The sequence below is a fragment of the Nocardia vinacea NBRC 16497 genome (assembly GCF_000308835.1).
Taxonomy (GTDB): Bacteria; Actinomycetota; Actinomycetes; order Mycobacteriales; family Mycobacteriaceae; genus Nocardia; species Nocardia vinacea.
In genome coordinates this window covers 15,475-33,793 of record NZ_BAGN01000200.1, presented here as the reverse complement: position 1 = coordinate 33,793, position 18,319 = coordinate 15,475, and the positions used below count along the sequence as shown (strand labels likewise).

Genomic DNA, 18,319 nt, shown 5'->3' with positions numbered 1-18,319 from the left:
CGGGCCCGAGATCAGCTGTGGTACGGCTCGGCGCTGACCAACGTCACCTTCATGGTCTTGCCGTTGGGCAGCGTGTACTCACGGGTGTCGCCGACCTTCGCATCGATGAGCGCGCCACCGAGCGGCGAATTCGGCGAGTAGGTCTCGAGCTTGGAGTCGTTGAGACCCTCTTCGCGGGTCGCGATGAGGAAGGTCTCGGTGTCGGATTCGTCACCGTCGTAGTAGACCTTGACGACCGAACCCGGCAGTGCGACGCCGGACTTGGTGGGCGCAACGCCGACCTTGGCGTTGTTCAGCAGCTCCTGCAGCTGCCGGATGCGCGCCTCCTGCTGACCCTGCTCTTCACGCGCGGCGTGATATCCGCCGTTTTCCTTGAGGTCGCCCTCTTCGCGGCGCTCGTTGATCTCGGCGGCGATGACCGGACGATTGGCGATGAGCGCGTCGAGTTCACCCTTGAGCCTGTCGTGCGACTCCGGGGTCAGCCAAGTCACTTGCGTCTCAGTCATCTCGATCACTCCCTAGTAGTTGTTCCCGGCCGAGGCCGGGTTCCCTGATCCGCTGCAGTGCCCACAGGGGGCGGGCACGCACCAGCCGACGGCTAGTGCCATCCTGGGGAAGTTCATCGAACCCCGACAGGCCTCAGGTCCGGCAAACTCACTAACCCGGAACTAACAGCGCTGGCCGCCAATGCAGCAAACACGGCTCCGAGCCCCGGAACCGTGTATCACGCCATTTTAGCATGAATCACAAACATGCAGGTCGGCGTTCATTTTGCGGACCACTCAGTGGCGTATTGCCCGGAATCAGCCTGCCCGCAGATACTTCGGCACGTCATCGCTGCAGCCGTAAATGCTGCTCGACACCGGCCGGGCGGAGGCGCGCACGGTGGTCGTCAGCTCGATGGTGCCGCTGGCGGACGGCTCGATGAGCACCTCGCGGCGGCCCAATTCGGACCCGTCCCTGGCCATCGCGCGGACGAAACACACCACCGGCTGCTGCGAATCCTTGCGGGTGACCTTGAGATGGACCGAGATGGTCGAGTCGTCGACGACGGTGTATCCGAGCTGTTCGGCGTCGATATCCTCCGGTCCGTACTTCTGGAAGCCGACGTAGGCGACCCCGAGACCCGCGGCGAGCACGACCGCGCCGAGTGCGAACGGAATCCAGCGGCGCGTCGGGCGTGGCGTGGTCCCGTACCGGTCGGCACGTCGGTCGATCGGCGTGTCACCGGGCGTTTCACTCATGCCGTCTCACTCCGGGGGGTACGTCGGAACAAAAGTCTGTCGAATGGAACTATAGGGACAAGCAGATCGGACCCCGGCGGCGGAGAGTACGAGGTATGACGGTGGTTGATGAGGTGAACGAGACGTGAGTGGCTTTCGGCTCATGGCGGTTCATGCGCACCCCGACGACGAATCCAGTAAGGGTGCCGCGACGACCGCACGGTATGCCGACGAGGGCCACGATGTCCTCGTCGTCACGCTGACCGGCGGCGAACGCGGCAGCATCCTCAACCCTGCGATGGACACTCCCGGCGTGTTGGAGCGGATCGATGAGATCCGGCGCGAGGAGATGGAGGCCGCGGCCGCCGCGCTCGGTGTGCGTCAGACCTGGCTCGGTTTCGTCGACTCCGGCCTACCCGAGGGCGATCCGCTGCCGCCGCTACCCGAAGGCTGCTTCGCGCTGGTCCCGCTGGAAGAAGCCGTGGAGGCGCTGGTCCGCGTGGTGCGCGAGTTCAAGCCGCATGTGATGACCACCTATGACGAGAACGGCGGCTACCCGCATCCCGATCACATCCGCTGCCACGAGGTGTCGATGGCCGCGTTCGACGCGGCGGGCGATCCGGAGCGTTTCCCGGATGCGGGCGAGCCGTGGCAACCGCTGAAGATCTACTACGACCACGGTTTCACCATGGCCCGGCTGGATGTATTCGCCGCCGAATACGAACGGATCGGTGAGCCGTTTCCGCTGCAGGAGTGGCTGGAACGGACGCGCGCCTACCGGCAGGGCCGCCCGGACGGCATGGCCAGGGTGACCACCCAGATCGAGTGCGCCAAATACTTCCCGCAGCGCGATGACGCCCTGCGCGCGCACGCCACCCAGATCGATCCCAACGGCGCGTTCTTCGCGATTCCGATGGAAATGCAGCAGCGGCTGTGGCCGACCGAGGAGTTCGAACTGGCCAAGTCCAGGGTCGACTCCACGCGGCCGGAGACCGATCTGTTCGCCGGTATCGAAGACGAGCACCGGTGATGTTGGTTCTTCTAGCGCAAACTCCCGGCACGCCCACCGGACCCGAGTTCGGCAAGGCGTCGCCGCTCGGTCTGGTGATCATTCTGGTGTTGCTCGCCGGGACCGTCCTGCTGGTGCGGTCGATGAACCGGCATATCAAGGGCCTGCCTGCGACCTTCGAGCCCGAACATCCGGAACCGGATCAGGCGGCCGACGAGGGCACCGAACCCGGTATCGCCCGGCTCGACAAAAAGGACGTCGAGTCCGACGAAGGGCCTGATAAGACCTGATTTCGCAGCGGCCGTCCGAGAATCTCGGGCGGCCGTTGTTACATTTGCCGCTCCTATTTCGTCATTGGGTTAGTCGCGGCACGATCCACGGGCCGCAGGTGCTTTCGGGCACAGCTGCGAAGTGAGGACATACCAATGACATTCGAGGATCTGCGCGCTGAACTATCCGGCCGGGTGCTGGTGCCGGGTGACGCGGGCTTCGAGGCGGCGGCGCGGCCGTGGACCTTGACGGTCACCCAGCCGGTCGCCGCGGTGGTGCGGGCCGGCGATGCGGATGACGTCGCGGCGGTCGTGGCACACGCACGTCGAGCCGGGGTGCCGGTGATCGCGCAGCCGACCGGGCACGGCGCCGCGGGCGGGGTGGAGGACGCGATCCTGCTGCGCACCGGGGGACTGGACCGTGTCGAGATCGATGCCGAGCGGCGGGTGGCGAAGGTCGGCGCGGGCGCGAACTGGGGCTCGGTGCAGGCCGCGGCTGCGGCGCATGGACTGACCGGACTCGCAGGCAGCAATCCGGTGGTCGGCGTCACCGGATACACCCTCGGCGGCGGGCAGAGCTGGTTCGGCCGCAAGCACGGTTGGGCCTCGGATGCGGTGCGCGCCTTCGAGATCGTCGACGCCGAGGGCGCGCGGACGCGGGTGACCGCCGCGAACGATCCGGAGCTGTTCTGGGCATTGCGTGGCGGTGGCGGCGATTTCGCGGTGGTGACCGCGCTCGAATTCGACCTCTTCCCGGCGCCGGGGCTCTACGGCGGGCGGGTGATGTGGCACGGTGCGCGCACGGCGGAGGTCTTCGAGGCGTTCCAGCAGATCACCGCCGACGCACCCGACGAACTATCGGTGTGGTTCCACCGGTTCCAGTTCCCGGATGCGCCGCCGATGGTCGCGCTGGATGTCGCCTACCTCGGCGATCCCGAGGTAGGCCGATCCCTGCTGACCCGGTTGGACGCGATCGACGGGCCGCTCGCCGATAAGCGCGGCGCGCTATCGGTGGCGAGTCTCGGCGAAATCACCTCGGAGCCAACCGATCCCAGCCCGTCCCTGTCCCGCGCCGAACTGCTCACCGACCTCGGCGACGCGGTCGTGAAGACCCTGCTCGACGAGCCGGTCGCACCGCTGGTCGATATCCAGATCCGCCATCTCGGCGGCGCATTCGCCAAGGCGGGCGCGGACGGTGGCGCGCGCGGACCGGTCACCGAGCCCTATCTGCTCTATGCGTTGGGACTCGGACTTCCGCATATCGCCGACGCGGTCAAGGCCAGGCGGGCCGAGATCGTCGACGCGATCGGCGCGCACATCAGCGGGCTCAAGCCCTACACTTTCCTCACTCCGGAGGAGACGGCAGCCGCGGCATTCGACTCGTCGACCTTGGCGCGGTTGCGGGAGATCAAGCGGGCGCGCGATCCGCGGTCGGTGATTCGCGCCAATTATCCGGTTCTCGGATAACGGATTTCGCATACGTGACTGCGGACCGGCGGCCCTATCGGCTGGCGGTCCGCAGTTCTGGGCGGAACTCGGTAGGGCCGTTTACGTTCGATCATGTGCTGCTCCGGAAAGGTATCGGCGCAACCTTTTTGGGTCCTTGTCGTGCTGGATTCCGTGATCTGGGCCGAGTTGGATCGAGTTTGGATGTCATCCGGTTGTGCTACCTATTCTGCTGACTCTTCTAGCGAAGGATGCCCATGGACAATGTGATCGGACAGATCGACCGCGCACTGGATATGACGGGTGCGATCGTGATCGCCGCCGTCGACGGCGACCGGCTCGCGGCGCCGACGCCATGTCAGGATTGGGATGTGCACGCGGTGCTCAATCATGCCGTCGGCAATATGCACCGGTTCGCGGCCGGGGTGAGCGGGACCGATGCGGGTGCCGGACTCGAGGACGACTGGCTCGGCATCGATCCGCAGGGTGCGTTCGCCGCGGCCGCCGAGGTGGACCGCGCCGCCTGGCATCGCCCCGACGCCCTGACCGGCACCGTGCGCATGGCACTCGGCGAGCTCCCCGGTCCGGCGGCCGCCATGGTCCATCTCACCGAGGTCGTCGCGCACGGCGTCGATATCGCGGTGGCCATCGATCGCCCCGACCTCGCCGATGACGAATTGTGTGCCGAACTGCTGACCACAATGCACGCCATGGGCGGACTCGACGGGTTCCGCAAGTCGGGGATGTTCGACGAGGAGGTCACGGTACCGGCGGACGCGCCCGCACACCGTCGACTGCTCGGCTATCTCGGGCGAGCCTGGTAACCGCTTGCCGCAGAGTAGATCTCAGGCGCGACGCACGGGATGACGCAGGATCGTGCGGGTATTCGCGCCGGGGGTTTTGCGCGGATCCGAGAGGTAGATCTCGTGATGGCGGCCGTTCATGAGCAACCCCTCGGCGGTCATGAACGCGTCCATCCTGGCCAGTGTCTCCGGTTCGGTGGCATACGGTCCGATATGCATGACCTGGATCGCCTCCCCCTCGGTCAACCGCTCGAACGTCGCCCCGGACACCATCTCGGCGGTGACCACCTCGGGCATGCGGATCATCAGCCGCCACTGCCACTGCTCGCGCGGCACCGACAGCGGCGGTTCGTCGGAGTTCACCCACCACTGGCCCTCCAGCTTCGGCACCACGAAATCCTGGTCGTCCGCCTTGGCGATCTTCTTGGCGCCGTATGCGGCTCGGTACAGCGTCTGCACCGCCTCGGTGTACCGCTCGCCGCCGGGTGCGCCGAAGCCGGTGACCGTCAGATAGCCGTAGGTGTCGAAGGTGCGCAATTCGGGGTCGCGGGTGGCGTCGTAGTAGTGCGGGTCGCTCTTGGCCAGATCGAGTTTCATCGTGAGCCCTTCGGTATCGAAATCTCGGACGATGACGAGCGTGAACCCTCCATCGGCGGGAGAGTCAAGCTGACTCGGAGCAGTCCCGTGTGGAAGTTTGGCAGTCGTGGAGGAGATCTTCCGTAAGGCCGGTGTGCGCGGTTGGGTGCACGCCCGATGTCTCGATTGCGCCGGTGAGGTGGGGCTCGGCGCCGATGAACCGGTGGTGCTGGCGTCGGTGGTGAAGGTGCCGTTGGTGCTGGAGTTCGCCCGTCAGGTGGTCGCGGGTCAGCTCGACCCGACCGATCGGGTGCGGGCGAGCGCGGCGGACCGGCTCGGTGGCGTCGGCACCGCCGGATGTCTGGACGATGTCGAGTTCAGCCTGCGCGATGCGGCGTTCTTCGCGCTGACCGTGAGCGACAATACCGCCGCCGACCTGCTCTTCGATCGCGTCGGCCTGGACAATGTGCGCTCGCTGGTGCGCGAATTGGGGCTCACCGAGACGCGGATCGTCGGCTCGCCCAGGTATGTCGTCCAGACCATGGCTGAGGATATCGGCGCTTCCGATACCACCGAGTTCGCGCGGCGCTTCCCGACCCTGAGCGTGTCGGAAGTGCTTGCCACCCGGGCCATGGACCCGCTGCGTACGACCGCGAGCACGCCGCGCGATATGACCCGGCTGCTCACCCTGCTCGGCCAGGACCGCGCGGGCGATCCTGCCGCCTGCCGGTGGGTGCGCGAACTCATGGGCCAGCAGCTCAACTGGCACCGGCTCGCCGCGGCCTTCCCGTCGGAGGTATCGGTGTGGGGCAAGACCGGATCACTGCCCGCGATTCGCAATGAGATCGGGGTGGTGGCATATCCCGGTGGAAGTCGTTATGCCGTAGCGGTATTCACCAGAGCGGATACGCTGGCGCAGCGATTGCCCGAGGTGGAGCATGCGATCGGTGAGGCCGCGCGGCTGGCGATTCACCGCATCCGTCACGATCTGCCGAATACGACATTCCACGGCCGCTGCGCCACCTCCTGAGCGGGCACGGGCCGCGACGCGCCGTCGCCCTGGATGACCGTCACGATCAGCTCGGCCAGTTCGCGGACCAGCGGATGCGGTGCCGCGGCGGGCCAGGCCAGCGAGAGCCGCCAGCTCAGTGCGTCGGTCAGCGGTCGCCAGACGACGCGCGGTTCCTTTTGCGCGACCATGCCCTGGTCGAAGGCGACGCCGCGGCCGGAGAGCACCATGCCGAGGACGAATTCGGGATTGCGCGCGTGCTGGACGCGGGTGGGCCGGAAGCCGTGCTCCCAGCAGGTGCGCAGAGTCGCGTCGTAGAGTCCGGGGGCGGCGGCCCGCGGAAAGATCACCAGACCGAGTCCGGCCAGGTCGGCGAGGGTGAGCGCGGAGCGGGTGGCCAGTGCCGAATCTCGTGGCAGCACCACGCCGAGCGGTGTCTCGACCTCGGGTCCGAGCTCGAGGCCGACCACATCGACCGGATGTTGCAGCAGCCCCGCATCGAGTTGACGGTCGGCGAGCAGTCGGATCTGCTCGGCGGTGGTCAGTTCCTGTAGATCGACTCGGACGGCACGGCTTTCGAATGCGGTGAGGATCGCCGCGAGCACCCGCCCGGCCAGTTCGGGTGGGACACCGACCCTCAGCGCATCGATCTCACCCCGATGTGCCTTGCCCACCAGCCGTTGCGCGCGGTCCCAGCGGGCGAGCAGATCGCGGGCTTCGACGAGCAGGATCTGACCCGCCTCCGTGAGTTCGACACGTCGGCTGTCCCGGTCGAAGAGCCGGGCCCCGAGATCCTGTTCGAGTTTGCGGATGCGCTGGCTCAGTGGTGGCTGCGCGATGCCGAGGCGCTCGGCGGCCCGTCCGAAATGCAGTTCTTCGGCGACGGCGACGAAGTACCGCAGCTGGCGCAGGGAGTCCACGCAGCGACGATAGCGTGACCGTGCTAGCCGATAGCTGCTGAAATCAGCCGTCGGATGCGGCCCGCCGGTCCTCGCGGAGCTGGCCGGGTGTGGCGTCGAAGCGTCGGCGGAAGGCCTTGCTGAAGCTGCTCATCGAACCGAAGCCGAGATCCGATGCGATATCGGTGATACTTCGATGCTGGTAGGCGGGGCTGCGCAGGCGGTCGCGCGCCAGTAGCAGGCGTTCTTCCCGGATGACATCGCTGGGCGTGGTTCCGGCATTGCTGAACGCCAGTTGAATTTGCCGCAATGACCAGCCGAGCGCGACGGCGACGCGCGTGCCGTTGAGGTCCGGATCTCCGGCACGGTCGTGGATATACCGGCGAGCGGTCGCTTCTACATGGGCGAGCTGGGTGGGCGAGTTCGCCGGTTCGCCGAGGATCTGCATGCAGAGCAGATCCACCAGCCGTTCGGAGACGCTGTCGAATTGGAGGTCGGTGAGTGCGGCGGATTCGCTGTGCAGGCCGCGGAGTATCCCGTCGGTCACCCGCCCGAGCCCGGTCGTGAGATCCAGCGGGTGGTCGGGTGGAACGACGCGGTTGAGGCGATGCTTGATCTCCTTGCGCGGAATGGTCATGATCATCCCGCGCGTGCCGTCGGACATGGACATCGCGTAGGGGCGGTCGACGGAAACCAGGGCCATTGTTCCCGGGGCAAGGATCCCGTACCCGTCGTCGGTGCGGAAGGACAGTCGCCCGGTGAACGGAACGATCAGCCGGTAGTCGTCATCGGGGTCGGCGCGAATATGGCTCGGGTTGCGAAGGTAGGTGACGGCATCCGATTTCCACCCGACGAGCTGGTAGGCGTCGGTTCGCCGCAGCTGCGTGTGCCCTTGGAAGTCGGTGCTGCTCGGGAATCTGTAGCCGAGCCGACAGTGGTACGTGCTGATCAGATCGGCCCAGTACTCGGCTCGCTCATGTGGATCCACCACACTTGTCGTGGTGGAGTCGGCGATAACCGCTTGGTTCATCAATATCGCCTCCGATTCGACGATCATCGGTGGCCCGGGCGACGGCCCCAACTCTGGAAGAAGCCTAGTGCAGAACCGCGCGGATCACCGGTGGAGCAAGCATTGCCGGGTTTTCGAGGTCTGCGCATTCGGACAATGCTCGTGCGCATCGGGACAAGCGGGTGTGCGCGGGCGGCGGATACGGTCCGGATAGCTGAGGACCGGATCGGCCGGTGCGGCCATCGGTGCCGACCCGATTCGGCTGGTTGCGGACGATATTCGGGAGTTCATATGCGCAGAATCGTGATCGGCGACAACGGAACCGGACAGGGGCGGGTGCTGGCGGACGACACTGTCGACCCGCTGACATTGGCGCTGCTCCCAGGCGCCGAGATCCATCGGATGTGGGAACTCGACGAACTTCCCGAGCTGCCGGTCGACAAGACGCCTGCGCAGACCGGCACGAGCTATTTTCCCGGTGCGGGCGGGCTGCGTTTCGGATTCATCTCGGTACCCCCGGGCCTGACCTATGAGCCCGATGCCGACCTGTCCGAGGAGGCGATGGCGGCCGTCGTGGCGGAAGCGGAGGCGAAATTGCCGGGGATGATGGCGGCCTTCGACCCCGCCGCGCCCGGCATGCACAGCACCGTGAGCATCGATTTCATCGTCGTGCTCAGCGGCGAGGGCCGCCTGCGCCTCGGCGACGGCGTCGATGTATCGCTGCGAGCCGGCGATTGCGTGATCCAGCACGGCACTCCACACGCATGGTTCAACGACGGTGCGGTGCCGTTCGTATTCTGTTACACCCTCTGCGGCGTCGCCGACCAGAAGGTGCAGATACAGGCATGACCGACCTTCTGCAGCGTCTGCGGGGGAGGTCCCTTGGATGAGGGGCGTCGGAAGTCGTTGGCGCAATTTCGAATACGTCCTGGTGGCGGCCGGCCCCTGTGCCGTAGCCGTCGACCCGGCGACGGTGGGGTCGACGCAGAGGTTCATCGATTGCCTGGTAGTGCGAGTCGTCGTCGAACCCGGCGATTGTCCCCTGACCGCCGAGGCCGTCCGCGCGATCCGGTACCTGTGCCTCCTCAGCGAGGCGGCCCATATCGTTATCGCCGGAATCCCGCACTGCACAACCTCGGGTAGTCGGTTCACGCCGGAGGCCGATCCACTCGATGTCCTCACCCACATCGCCGACACACTGGACGTGCTTTCGGACCTTGCCGCGCAACTGCGGCAATACGGGGAACGTGTCCACCTGATGCCGTTCGGATGGAATGTCGCCTGCCGCGCCGAAAAATCGGCACGACAATGGGATTTGCCATCCATTGCCGTCTCCCCCTCCGGGTATGTCGAGGTGGTGCCGGATCCAGTCGGAATCGGTGATCGGGCTCTGGCATGCCAAGTTCGTTGACGCGGCCATCCCCGGAATCCGGCACCTCGGTGGTCATCGGTCGTGATGGCGAGATCGAGATGCTGGCGGCGCTCGCGGAACGGGTCGCCGCGGGGCGGGGGGCCGTCGTGCTGGTGGCGGGCGAACCAGGTATCGGCAAGACGTCTCTGTTGGACGCGGCCAGGGTGCGGTGCGTGGCGGCGGGCCTGCATATTCGGCTCGGGGCCGCCACCGAACTACGGCAGACTGTCCCGTTCGCCGCGCTGCGCTCCTGGCTCGACGCCGACACGCCAGGCGCAGATCCGATCCCTGCCTTGCTCGACCGCGACTTTCGGCCGCGCGACGCCGAGGCAAGGCATGAGATCGTCGTCACCGAGGCGATCCTCGATGACGTCGAGACCTGGTGCGCTACCGGCCCACTCGCGCTGATCATGGACGATGTCCACTGGGCCGACGCGTCGAGCGTGTCGGTGTTGCAGCGGTTGTGCACCCGCATCGATGAGCTACCGCTACTGCTGCTGCTGGGTGCCCGCCCACAGCCTCAGGACTCGGCGTTCACCGCACTATCGGCTGAACTCCTCGCATGCCGCGCCCCGCTGATACGACTCGGCGGGTTATCCGCCGGGGCAGCGGCGGAATTGGTGTCGCATATCGTCGGTGCCACCCCCGGCCCGGGGTTGTTGCGGGAGGTGGCGGGTGCGAGCGGAAATCCGCGCTACATCACCGAATTGGTCGCCGCCTTGCTGCGTGAGCAGGCGATCACGGTGCTCGCCGACACCGCCGACATCCCCGAGGCTGTCGCCGGGCAGCGCCCGTCCGCCACACTCGCGCAGGCGATTTCACGGAGGTTGGACTTTCTGCCGCGCCGGACCCGGCACGTGCTGGCGACTGCCGCCGCGCTCGGCCCGGTCGTCGACGTCACGGAACTGGCAGCGGTTCTTGACCGCTCTCTCCTGGATGTATGGAGTGTCGTCAGTGATGTGATGGCGACCGGAGTGCTCGCACTTGTCGACTCCGAAGTGGTGTTCCGGCATGACTTGATCCGGCGGGTGCTGTCGGATCAGCTACCTGCCACGGTGCGCGCTGGTCTGCTGCGCACGGCTGATCGGGTACTGCAGGCGACCAACGCGCCAATCGAGCGGATCGCACATTATCTGGCGGTCGCCGACTACGAACTCGATGACACCAGCGTCGACTGGCTGGTAGTGGTAGCCGACGAATTGGCTTTCAGAGCGCCCGAGCTGGCGGTGCGGCTGTTGCGGCGCGCGACGACGGAGTCCGATAACCCACCGCTGATCCGCCGGTATATCGAGGCACTGCTGAGGAGCGGTCGAGCTGCCGAGGCGGAGGCCGAAGTGCGCGTTGCGCTCTCGACGCGGTCGGAGTACGGCGAAGATATCGAAATGCGCTGGCTGCTCGCCCAGGCCTGCCGAGTCCGGGGCCGAATCGCCGATGCCGTAGATATCGCCGAAACGGCGCTGAGCACAATGGATCTCGATGTCGGGGCGGTGGGCCGCTTCCACGGCATGTACGCGGTGGACAATGTATTCCTCGAGCGGTTCGATACGGCCGAGCGAGCGGGTCGAATTGCGATCGCGATGGGGGAATCCAGCGGGGATCCCCGCACTATCGGGTACGGCCTCAGCGCCGTGGGCGCGGTCCGGTACACCCGAGGCGATCTCATCGAGGCACTGGAGTTGAGCACTCGGATACCCATCGCCTCGACCGTCGGTACCGATCCGGACCAAATCGATCCATACGCGCTGCGGGCACTTTGTCTGATCGAGCTCGATCGCCTGACGGATGCCGAAGACGTGTTGAATCAGGCGATTGCGCACAACCACCGTGTCTCTGGCGTGTCCCAGTCCGCGAACTTGGTCGCCAAGGCACGGCTCTACCTGCTGAACGGTCGCTGGGATGACGCGGTGGCCGAATGCGGCGCCGGCGCGGCGCCGGACGTGCTCGGGTACTCGACGGTCGCGGGTAGCCTCGCGGCGCTCATCGGTATTCACCGCGGCACGTTCCTGCCGGATGTGGACAGTATTCCCATCGCGGACGACCTCGCGGGCACCGCAGGCTACGCGCACCTGCACCTGTGGGCCAAGGCGTTGACGCACGAGGCGCACGGCCATCCGGACCTCGCCTTGAAGTTGCTCGTCGACACCCATGAGCGACTCGCCGACCATTCGGCCGCGGCGACGCTGTACTACATCTTCCCGGATATCGCCCGACTGGCCGCGGACCTCGCCGATACGGATGCGGCCCGGTCGGTAGTGGTCGGCGCAGACGAACTCGTAGCGCGACAGCCGACCGCCTCCAGGATCGGGACAGCACTACTGTGTCGAGGTCTGGCCGAGCGCGATTCCAATAGCCTGTTGGCGGCGGCCCGGGCCTTCCGGCGGTCCGGACGGCTGCTCTACCAAGCGCAGGCTCACGAGAACGCCGCCGTGCTGCTCGCCGCTGCGGGACGCGATGTCGATGCCCGCCGTTCGCTGGACACCGCGATCGGGATCTACAGCCGCCTCGGCGCATCGTGGGACACCGCCCGGACGGTCGCGCGCCTGCGACCGTACGACATTCGGCGAGGTGTACGCGGTCGACGCAACCGGCCCAAATCCGGCTGGGCGGCGCTGACCGATACCGAGCGCAAGGTAGCCGCGCTCGTTGCCGAAGGCTGCACCAACTCCGATATCGCGGCGCAAATGTTCTTGTCGCGCCGCACAGTTCAGTCCCACGTATCGAACATCCTCGCCAAGCTCGGGCTGCGATCGCGGCGCGAGGTCGCCGCGAGCATGCCGCATATGTAACCGGCCGTCCGCCGAGATCCTGTTCGAGTCGATATCTGTCTTTCGCCTGCCGATGCCGGGTCAATAGTTGCTTAGTGCAAGCAATTAATATATAGTTGCTTACTGCAAGCAATTAATCTCGTGCTGGGAGTCGGCATGGCAGTCTCACCCGATACCGCGCAGAGCCTGATCAAGGAGCTGTATCTGATCGGCCGGGCGATCCGCCTCGCCCTCATCCATCCGGAAGAAGGGGACATGCTCCCCGGCGGGGTCGCGGTGCTGGGCACCCTCGAGGTCAAAGGGCCGTGCCGACAGGTGGACCTGGCCGTCGACCTGTGCCTCAGCGCGTCGGTATTGAGTAGGCACGTCGCGGAATTGGTCGCCGCCGGATACATCAGCAGGCAGGCCGACCCCACCGACGGTCGTGCTTCCCTCATCCGGATCACCGACGCGGGACGCGAACTGCTGCAACGAGTTCGGGCGTCGCGGGCCGCGGGCCTACAGACCGCCCTCGCGGACTGGGACGAACACGAAGCGGAGCAGGCGTGTGCGGCAGTGCACAAGCTCAGGAACTCACTCGTCGCCCATATCCACCGCACCGATGAGCACCAGCCGGTTTCGTAAGAGAGTCAGGTAGTAGATGTCCACATCAGTCCAGGCGCCACCGCGGCGGGAAATGACCCACCGCGAAATCCTCGAAGCGATGACCGGTTTGCTGGCCGCGCTGTTCACGGCGCTGCTCAGCACCACGATCGTCTCGACCGCGCTACCCACGATCATCGGCGATCTGCAGGGATCGCAGACCGCATACGCCTGGGTCATCACCACGGCGCTGCTGGCCAACGCCGCATCCACTCCGATCTGGGGCAAGTTCGCCGATCTGTTCAATAAGAAGCTGCTGGTCCAATCGGCCATCGTCATTTTCGTCGCCGGCTCGATCGTCGCCGGACTCGCCCACAACGTGCCGGTGCTGTTGGTCGCGCGCGTCATCCAGGGCATCGGCATGGGCGGGTTGACCGCCCTGGTCGTGGCGATCATCGGTTCCATCGTCGCGCCTCGCGAACGCGGTCGGTACTCGGGCTACATGGGCGCGGTAATGGCGGTATCGATGTCGGGTGGGCCGATCCTCGGCGGCGTCATCGTCGACAGCCCGCTCGGCTGGCGCTGGTGCTTCTTCGTGTGCGTGCCCATCGCGGTGATCGCGTTGGTGCTGCTGCAGCGGACGCTGCGGCTGCCCACCGAGCGCAAGGCGGACGTGTCGATCGACTGGCTCGGTGCGGCGCTGTTGACCGCCGGTGTTTCGGTGCTGCTGATCTGGGTGTCGTTCGCCGGGAAGGCGAACTACTACGCCTGGCTCTCCACGGAATCTGCGCTCTACGTCGGTGCGGGTGTGCTGCTGCTGATCGCGACCGTGTGGGTCGAGTCCCGCGCGAAGTCGCCGATCATCCCGCTGCCCATCGTCACCGAACGCACAACGGGTCTGGCGATCATCGCCTCGATCGCGGTCGGTGTCGGCATGTTCGGCGCGACCACCTTCCTCGGTCAGTACTTCCAGACCGCGCGCGGCTACTCGCCGACCGTCGCGGGTGTTCTGACAATCCCGTTGGTGGCGGGCATGCTGACCGCGTCGGTCGGCTCCGGCCAGCTGATCACCCGGTTCGGCAAGTGGAAGAGCTTCGTCGTCAGCGGCGCTGCGCTGCTGGTGGTCGGGTTCGGGCTGCTGTCCACGATCGACCACGCGACCAACCTGTGGCTGGTCGGCATCTACATTGCCGTTGTCGGGCTCGGCGTCGGCATGATGATGCAGAACCTGGTGCTGGCCGTGCAGAACACCGTGAGCGTGCACAATATCGGCGCGGCATCCAGCAGCGTCGCCTTCTTCCGCACCTTCGGCGGCGCGATCGGTGTCTCGGTCCTTGGCTCGGTGCTGGCAACCCAGGTCAGCGATCTGTCCAGGCAAGGGTTTGCCAAGCTCGGTATTCAGACCACCTCCTCGGGCAGCGGCAATCTCGATCTCGATGCCCTCCCCGGACCCATCGCCACCATCGTGCGCGCCTCCTACGGCGACGCGACCGGCCGGATCTTCCTGATCGCCGCCGCCGCAACGGTCGTCGCCCTGATCGCGACCGCGTTCCTTCCGAACCGCCCGCTGCGTCGCACGGTCGATATCGACCCTGCCCTCGACCCGATGCATTCGGATGCGGACTCCACGCTCGAAGATGACGTGGTCTCGGCGCATAGGGTTGCGGAACCGGCGCTGCGTTAGGGAATCGAGCAATCGCTGAAGGCCCCGGAGCGGATCCGGGGCCTTCGTTCGTTCTAACAGCCGCCTGGCACGACTCATTTCTGCGAGCCGGGGTCCAGCGGCCGGAGTCTTCGCGTTGCGACGATATCCGTCGGCAAGTGGCGAGAATGTGATGGCCGGTCCGAATCGGGTACCTCCTCGAGTGCCCGCTTCCGGCGAACGTGAGAGGCTGAAATGGTGAACCTGCTGGGTAGCGCGACCTCACCGTATTTGCGACAGCATGCGGACAATCCGGTGCATTGGCGGGAGTGGGATCCGGCGGCCTTGGCGGCGGCGCGTGAGCGCGATGTGCCGATCCTGCTGTCGGTCGGATACGCGTCGTGCCACTGGTGCCACGTGATGGCGCACGAGTCGTTCGAGGATGCGCGGACGGCGGCGCAGATGAACGACAACTTCGTGTGCATCAAGGTGGATCGGGAGGAGCGTCCGGATCTGGACGCGGTCTATATGAATGCCACGGTGGCGATGACCGGTCAGGGTGGCTGGCCGATGACGTGCTTCCTCACGCCGGAGGGCGAGCCGTTCTATTGCGGCACCTACTACCCGAAGGTGCCGCGCGGTGGGATGCCATCGTTCACCCAGTTGCTCACGGCAGTCACCGATACCTGGAACACCCGGCGCGATGAGGTGGACAAGGCTTCCGCGCAGGTGGCCGACGCACTGCGTGCGCAGGCGGCCGGGCTGCCCGATGCCGATGTGGCGATTTCGGCCGAACTGCTCGATCATGCGGTCGGCGCGGTGCTGCGCGATGAAGACCACAAGTACGGCGGGTTCGGTGGTGCGCCGAAGTTTCCGCCATCGGCTTTGTTGGAGGGGCTGCTGCGCAGTTGGGAGCGCACCGGCGATGCCGCGACCTTCGATGTGGTGAATCGGACGGCCGAAGCCATGGCGCGCGGCGGGATCTACGATCAGTTGCGCGGCGGGTTCGCGCGCTACTCCGTCGATGCCGCATGGCTGGTGCCGCATTTCGAGAAGATGCTTTATGACAATGCGCAATTGCTGCGCGCCTATGCGCATCTGGCCCGCCGAAGCCCTGAGCGAGAGTCATTGGCGCACCGGGTTACTCGCGAGACGGTGCAATTCATTCTCGAAGACCTCGGCACCGACCACGGCGGGTTCGCCTCCGCGCTGGACGCCGACACCCACTTGGAGTCGGGCGGACCGGGTGTCGAAGGCGCGACCTATGTCTGGACACCCGCGGAGCTGATCGGCGAACTCGGTCCTATCGAAGGTGCTTGGGCTGCAGAGGTTTTCGGAGTAACTACCGCCGGGAATTTCGAGCAGGGCACCTCGGTGCTCACCCGGTATGTCGATCCGGATGCGCTGTCCGACAACGGGACTGCCCGCGAACGCTTCGAACGTGCCCGCGCGACCCTGCGCGCGGCCCGTGCTCGACGCCCACAGCCGGACCGCGACGACAAAGTAGTGACCGCCTGGAACGGAATGGCGATTACCGCACTCGCCGAGGCGGGTTCTGCACTGCGGCAAGACGATTGGGTGGAGGCCGCCGCTCGCTGTGCCCGCTTCCTACTGGCCGAACACGTGGTCGACGGCCGGGTTCGCCGGGCCTCGCTCGGCGGCGTGGTCGGCGCGTCGCCAGGCGTCTTGGAGGACTACGCCTGGCTGGTCACCGGCCTGCTGGCCCTACACCAGGCCACCGGCCGACTCGACTGGCTCGAACACGCACAACGACTGCTGGACAAGGCAATTCACCACTTCGCTGACGACACTGCGCCCGGCAGCTGGTTCGACACCGCCGACGACGCCGAAACTCTCGTCGCCCGCCCCCGCGATCCCATCGACGGCGCAACCCCCGCAGGCGCATCTGCCTTGGCCGAAGCCCTCCTCACAGCCGCCGCCACCAGCGCCCCGGAACCGGCCCTGCGCTACCGCGAACTGGCCGACCAGACCCTCCGGCGTGGTGCCGTCGTCCTCGCCCGCGTCCCACGCTCGGCAGGTCAATGGCTCACCGTCGCCGAACCCGCGCTCCGCGGGCCCCTCCAGGTAGCCATCGCCCTATCCGACACCGCAACCACGGCAACGGATTTGATCGCCACCGCCCGCGCCGAAGCCCCCGGCGGCACCATCATCATCGCCGCCACCACCGACTCGGTCCCCCTCCTGACCGACCGCATCCCAGTCGACGGCGCCCCCTCCGCCTACGTCTGCCGCGGCTCCGTCTGCGACCTCCCCGTAACGACCCCATCCGAGCTGCGCGCCTCCCTGAACCGCCCCTAGCCCCACCGCACCCGCTCGGCTGGGCCCACCCAACCGCAATCAAGTCCGCGCTCCGAGTTCCCGGCGCACCGATTGCATGCTGCGCACCGATTGCATGCTGAGCGCCGATCGTCCGCTGCGCGCAGACCTCACACAGTGCGCCTGGTGCAGGAAGTGCCCTGATTGCATGTCGAATGCAGGCTGCCGGTCGCCTGCCGGGCACCGGTTGTTTGTCGGGCGGCGGTTGTCTGCCGAGAAGATTGTTCGCCGGGCACAGGTTGCCAGGCGGGCAGCGTTTGCTTGCGGAGTGCAGATTGTTCGCGGGGCGCAGGTGCCTGCCGGGCAGCGTTTGCTTGCGGAGCGCAGATTGTTCGCGGGGCGCAGGTGCCTGCCGGGCAGTGTTTGCTTGCGGAGCGCAGATTGTTCGCCGGGCGCAGGTGCCTGCCGAACGCAGGTTGCGCGCCGTGCACAGGCTCCACTGCGCGGGCAGGCCGCACACCATGCGAGGGCATCGACGGGTATGCGTCGAGGTGCGGCAATGTGCCCACGCCGGACGGACTGGTTGCGGCAGAGTTGGTAGGTGACCTTGCGTAGTCAGGCTTTGTTCATCGGTGGTCGATCCGGGGTCGGGAAGACCACGGTGGCATTCGAGGTTCATGCGCGGCTTTCGGCGGCGCGGGTGCGGCATTGTTTGATCGAGGGGGACAATCTGGATCTGGCGTATCCCGCGCCTTGGGAGCACAGTCTCGCGGAGCGGAATCTTGCTGCGATGTGGGCGAATTACCGTGCGCTCGGGTATCGGCGGATGGTTTACACGAATGTCGCGAGCGTTTTCGAGGGGGTGCTCGGTGAACTGGTCGCGGCGATGGGGGAGGACCCGGAGGTCACCGCGGTCCTGCTGACCTGTGCGGATGCGATTGCGGCCGAGCGGCTCGCGGGCCGGGAGATCGGTAGTGCACTGGATGAGCACGTCGAGCGCGGCCGGGTGATGGCGGCGAAACTGGAGGCCGAGGCCCCGGATTGGGTGCATCGGGTGGGCACCGATGGCCGCGAGGTCTCCGATATCGCCGCGGAGATTGTCGCCCTGACCGGCTGGCTGCTCTGAACTGATCCCGCAGGGACGATCGACGCGACGGCTCGGCCGCAAGCACTGCGCGTCGCCGCGATCCGGCGCCCGAGGATCCTGTGAGGGCGATTCTGTTGTTGCGGTTCGTAGTTCGGTGATCGCGCTGATGGCGGCCGGTTCAGTATCGGGTTCCGTGCCAGTGGCTGCCCGGGTGGTCTCCACGTCGGTCCAGCGATCGGGGCTTCTGCGACGGAATTCGATTGTCGCCCTGGCCGGCGGATTGGACTGACCCCTCCCGAAAGCACTGCGATT

Annotated in this window: 17 protein-coding genes; 12 read left to right on the top strand and 5 right to left on the bottom strand. The window is 66.5% G+C overall.

What is annotated here, in order from left to right:
* Nucleotides 1-11: 11 nt before the first annotated feature.
* Nucleotides 12-506, bottom strand: coding sequence for a transcription elongation factor GreA (gene greA / locus ON44_RS27715; RefSeq protein WP_040695247.1), 495 nt, complete (start codon nucleotides 504-506; stop codon nucleotides 12-14).
* A 297-nt stretch (nucleotides 507-803) separates the two neighbouring features.
* On the bottom strand, nucleotides 804-1,244 hold the full coding sequence (locus ON44_RS27710) for a DUF4307 domain-containing protein (RefSeq protein ID WP_040695245.1): 441 nt from the start codon (nucleotides 1,242-1,244) through the stop codon (nucleotides 804-806).
* 124 nt (nucleotides 1,245-1,368) lie between these two features.
* Here ON44_RS27710 and mca point away from each other — a divergent pair, with 124 nt between their 5' ends.
* The 4 genes from mca (at nucleotide 1,369) to ON44_RS27690 (ending at nucleotide 4,771) form a co-directional block, all read left to right on the top strand.
* Nucleotides 1,369-2,253 (top strand): mycothiol conjugate amidase Mca, encoded by an 885-nt coding sequence (mca, locus tag ON44_RS27705; RefSeq protein ID WP_245567357.1) that lies wholly within the window; start codon nucleotides 1,369-1,371, stop codon nucleotides 2,251-2,253.
* A complete protein-coding gene (locus ON44_RS27700; RefSeq protein WP_040695241.1) occupies nucleotides 2,253-2,522 on the top strand; it encodes a hypothetical protein in 270 nt (89 codons plus the stop codon). Before mca ends, ON44_RS27700 begins: the two co-directional genes overlap by 1 nt.
* Before the next feature lie 135 nt (nucleotides 2,523-2,657).
* The gene (locus tag ON44_RS27695; protein ID WP_040695239.1) at nucleotides 2,658-3,968 is read left to right on the top strand and encodes an FAD-binding oxidoreductase; all 1,311 of its coding nucleotides are present in this window, start codon (nucleotides 2,658-2,660) and stop codon (nucleotides 3,966-3,968) included.
* Between the two features lie 236 nt (nucleotides 3,969-4,204).
* Nucleotides 4,205-4,771: a TIGR03086 family metal-binding protein gene (locus tag ON44_RS27690; RefSeq protein WP_051182526.1), complete on the top strand. Its 567-nt coding sequence runs from the start codon at nucleotides 4,205-4,207 to the stop codon at nucleotides 4,769-4,771.
* 21 nt (nucleotides 4,772-4,792) lie between these two features.
* On the opposite strand, the gene ON44_RS27685 is transcribed toward ON44_RS27690, so the two are convergent.
* Nucleotides 4,793-5,347: a GyrI-like domain-containing protein gene (locus tag ON44_RS27685; RefSeq protein WP_040695238.1), complete on the bottom strand. Its 555-nt coding sequence runs from the start codon at nucleotides 5,345-5,347 to the stop codon at nucleotides 4,793-4,795.
* A 106-nt stretch (nucleotides 5,348-5,453) separates the two neighbouring features.
* On the opposite strand from ON44_RS27685, the gene ON44_RS27680 reads away from it, so the two are divergent.
* Complete coding sequence (locus ON44_RS27680; RefSeq protein ID WP_040695236.1) at nucleotides 5,454-6,356, top strand: serine hydrolase; 903 nt, start codon at nucleotides 5,454-5,456, stop codon at nucleotides 6,354-6,356.
* Here the strand turns inward: ON44_RS27680 and ON44_RS27675 are convergent.
* Entirely contained in the window at nucleotides 6,308-7,255 is a 948-nt protein-coding gene (locus tag ON44_RS27675) for a LysR substrate-binding domain-containing protein (RefSeq protein ID WP_040695235.1), read from the bottom strand. The genes ON44_RS27680 and ON44_RS27675 overlap by 49 nt on opposite strands.
* 43 nt (nucleotides 7,256-7,298) lie before the next feature.
* Nucleotides 7,299-8,264: an AraC family transcriptional regulator gene (locus ON44_RS27670; RefSeq protein WP_040695284.1), complete on the bottom strand. Its 966-nt coding sequence runs from the start codon at nucleotides 8,262-8,264 to the stop codon at nucleotides 7,299-7,301.
* A 270-nt stretch (nucleotides 8,265-8,534) separates the two neighbouring features.
* Here ON44_RS27670 and ON44_RS27660 point away from each other — a divergent pair, with 270 nt between their 5' ends.
* The 7 genes from ON44_RS27660 to ON44_RS27630 all read left to right on the top strand — a co-directional run bounded on the left by ON44_RS27660 (nucleotide 8,535) and on the right by ON44_RS27630 (nucleotide 18,046).
* A complete protein-coding gene (locus ON44_RS27660) occupies nucleotides 8,535-9,092 on the top strand; it encodes a cupin domain-containing protein (protein ID WP_040695232.1) in 558 nt (185 codons plus the stop codon).
* Between the two features lie 37 nt (nucleotides 9,093-9,129).
* The gene (locus ON44_RS27655) at nucleotides 9,130-9,654 is read left to right on the top strand and encodes a hypothetical protein (RefSeq protein ID WP_040695230.1); all 525 of its coding nucleotides are present in this window, start codon (nucleotides 9,130-9,132) and stop codon (nucleotides 9,652-9,654) included.
* Nucleotides 9,639-12,440: an ATP-binding protein gene (locus ON44_RS27650; RefSeq protein WP_083898186.1), complete on the top strand. Its 2,802-nt coding sequence runs from the start codon at nucleotides 9,639-9,641 to the stop codon at nucleotides 12,438-12,440. Before ON44_RS27655 ends, ON44_RS27650 begins: the two co-directional genes overlap by 16 nt.
* Nucleotides 12,441-12,575: 135 nt before the next feature.
* A complete protein-coding gene (locus tag ON44_RS27645) occupies nucleotides 12,576-13,043 on the top strand; it encodes a MarR family winged helix-turn-helix transcriptional regulator (protein WP_040695228.1) in 468 nt (155 codons plus the stop codon).
* Nucleotides 13,044-13,095: 52 nt separating this feature from the next.
* Nucleotides 13,096-14,685, top strand: a complete 1,590-nt coding sequence (locus tag ON44_RS27640) for an MDR family MFS transporter (protein WP_174415143.1) — start codon at nucleotides 13,096-13,098, stop codon at nucleotides 14,683-14,685.
* 213 nt (nucleotides 14,686-14,898) lie between these two features.
* A complete protein-coding gene (locus ON44_RS27635; RefSeq protein ID WP_040695226.1) occupies nucleotides 14,899-16,962 on the top strand; it encodes a thioredoxin domain-containing protein in 2,064 nt (687 codons plus the stop codon).
* A 559-nt stretch (nucleotides 16,963-17,521) separates the two neighbouring features.
* Complete coding sequence (locus ON44_RS27630; protein WP_040695225.1) at nucleotides 17,522-18,046, top strand: AAA family ATPase; 525 nt, start codon at nucleotides 17,522-17,524, stop codon at nucleotides 18,044-18,046.
* Nucleotides 18,047-18,319 lie beyond the last annotated feature (273 nt).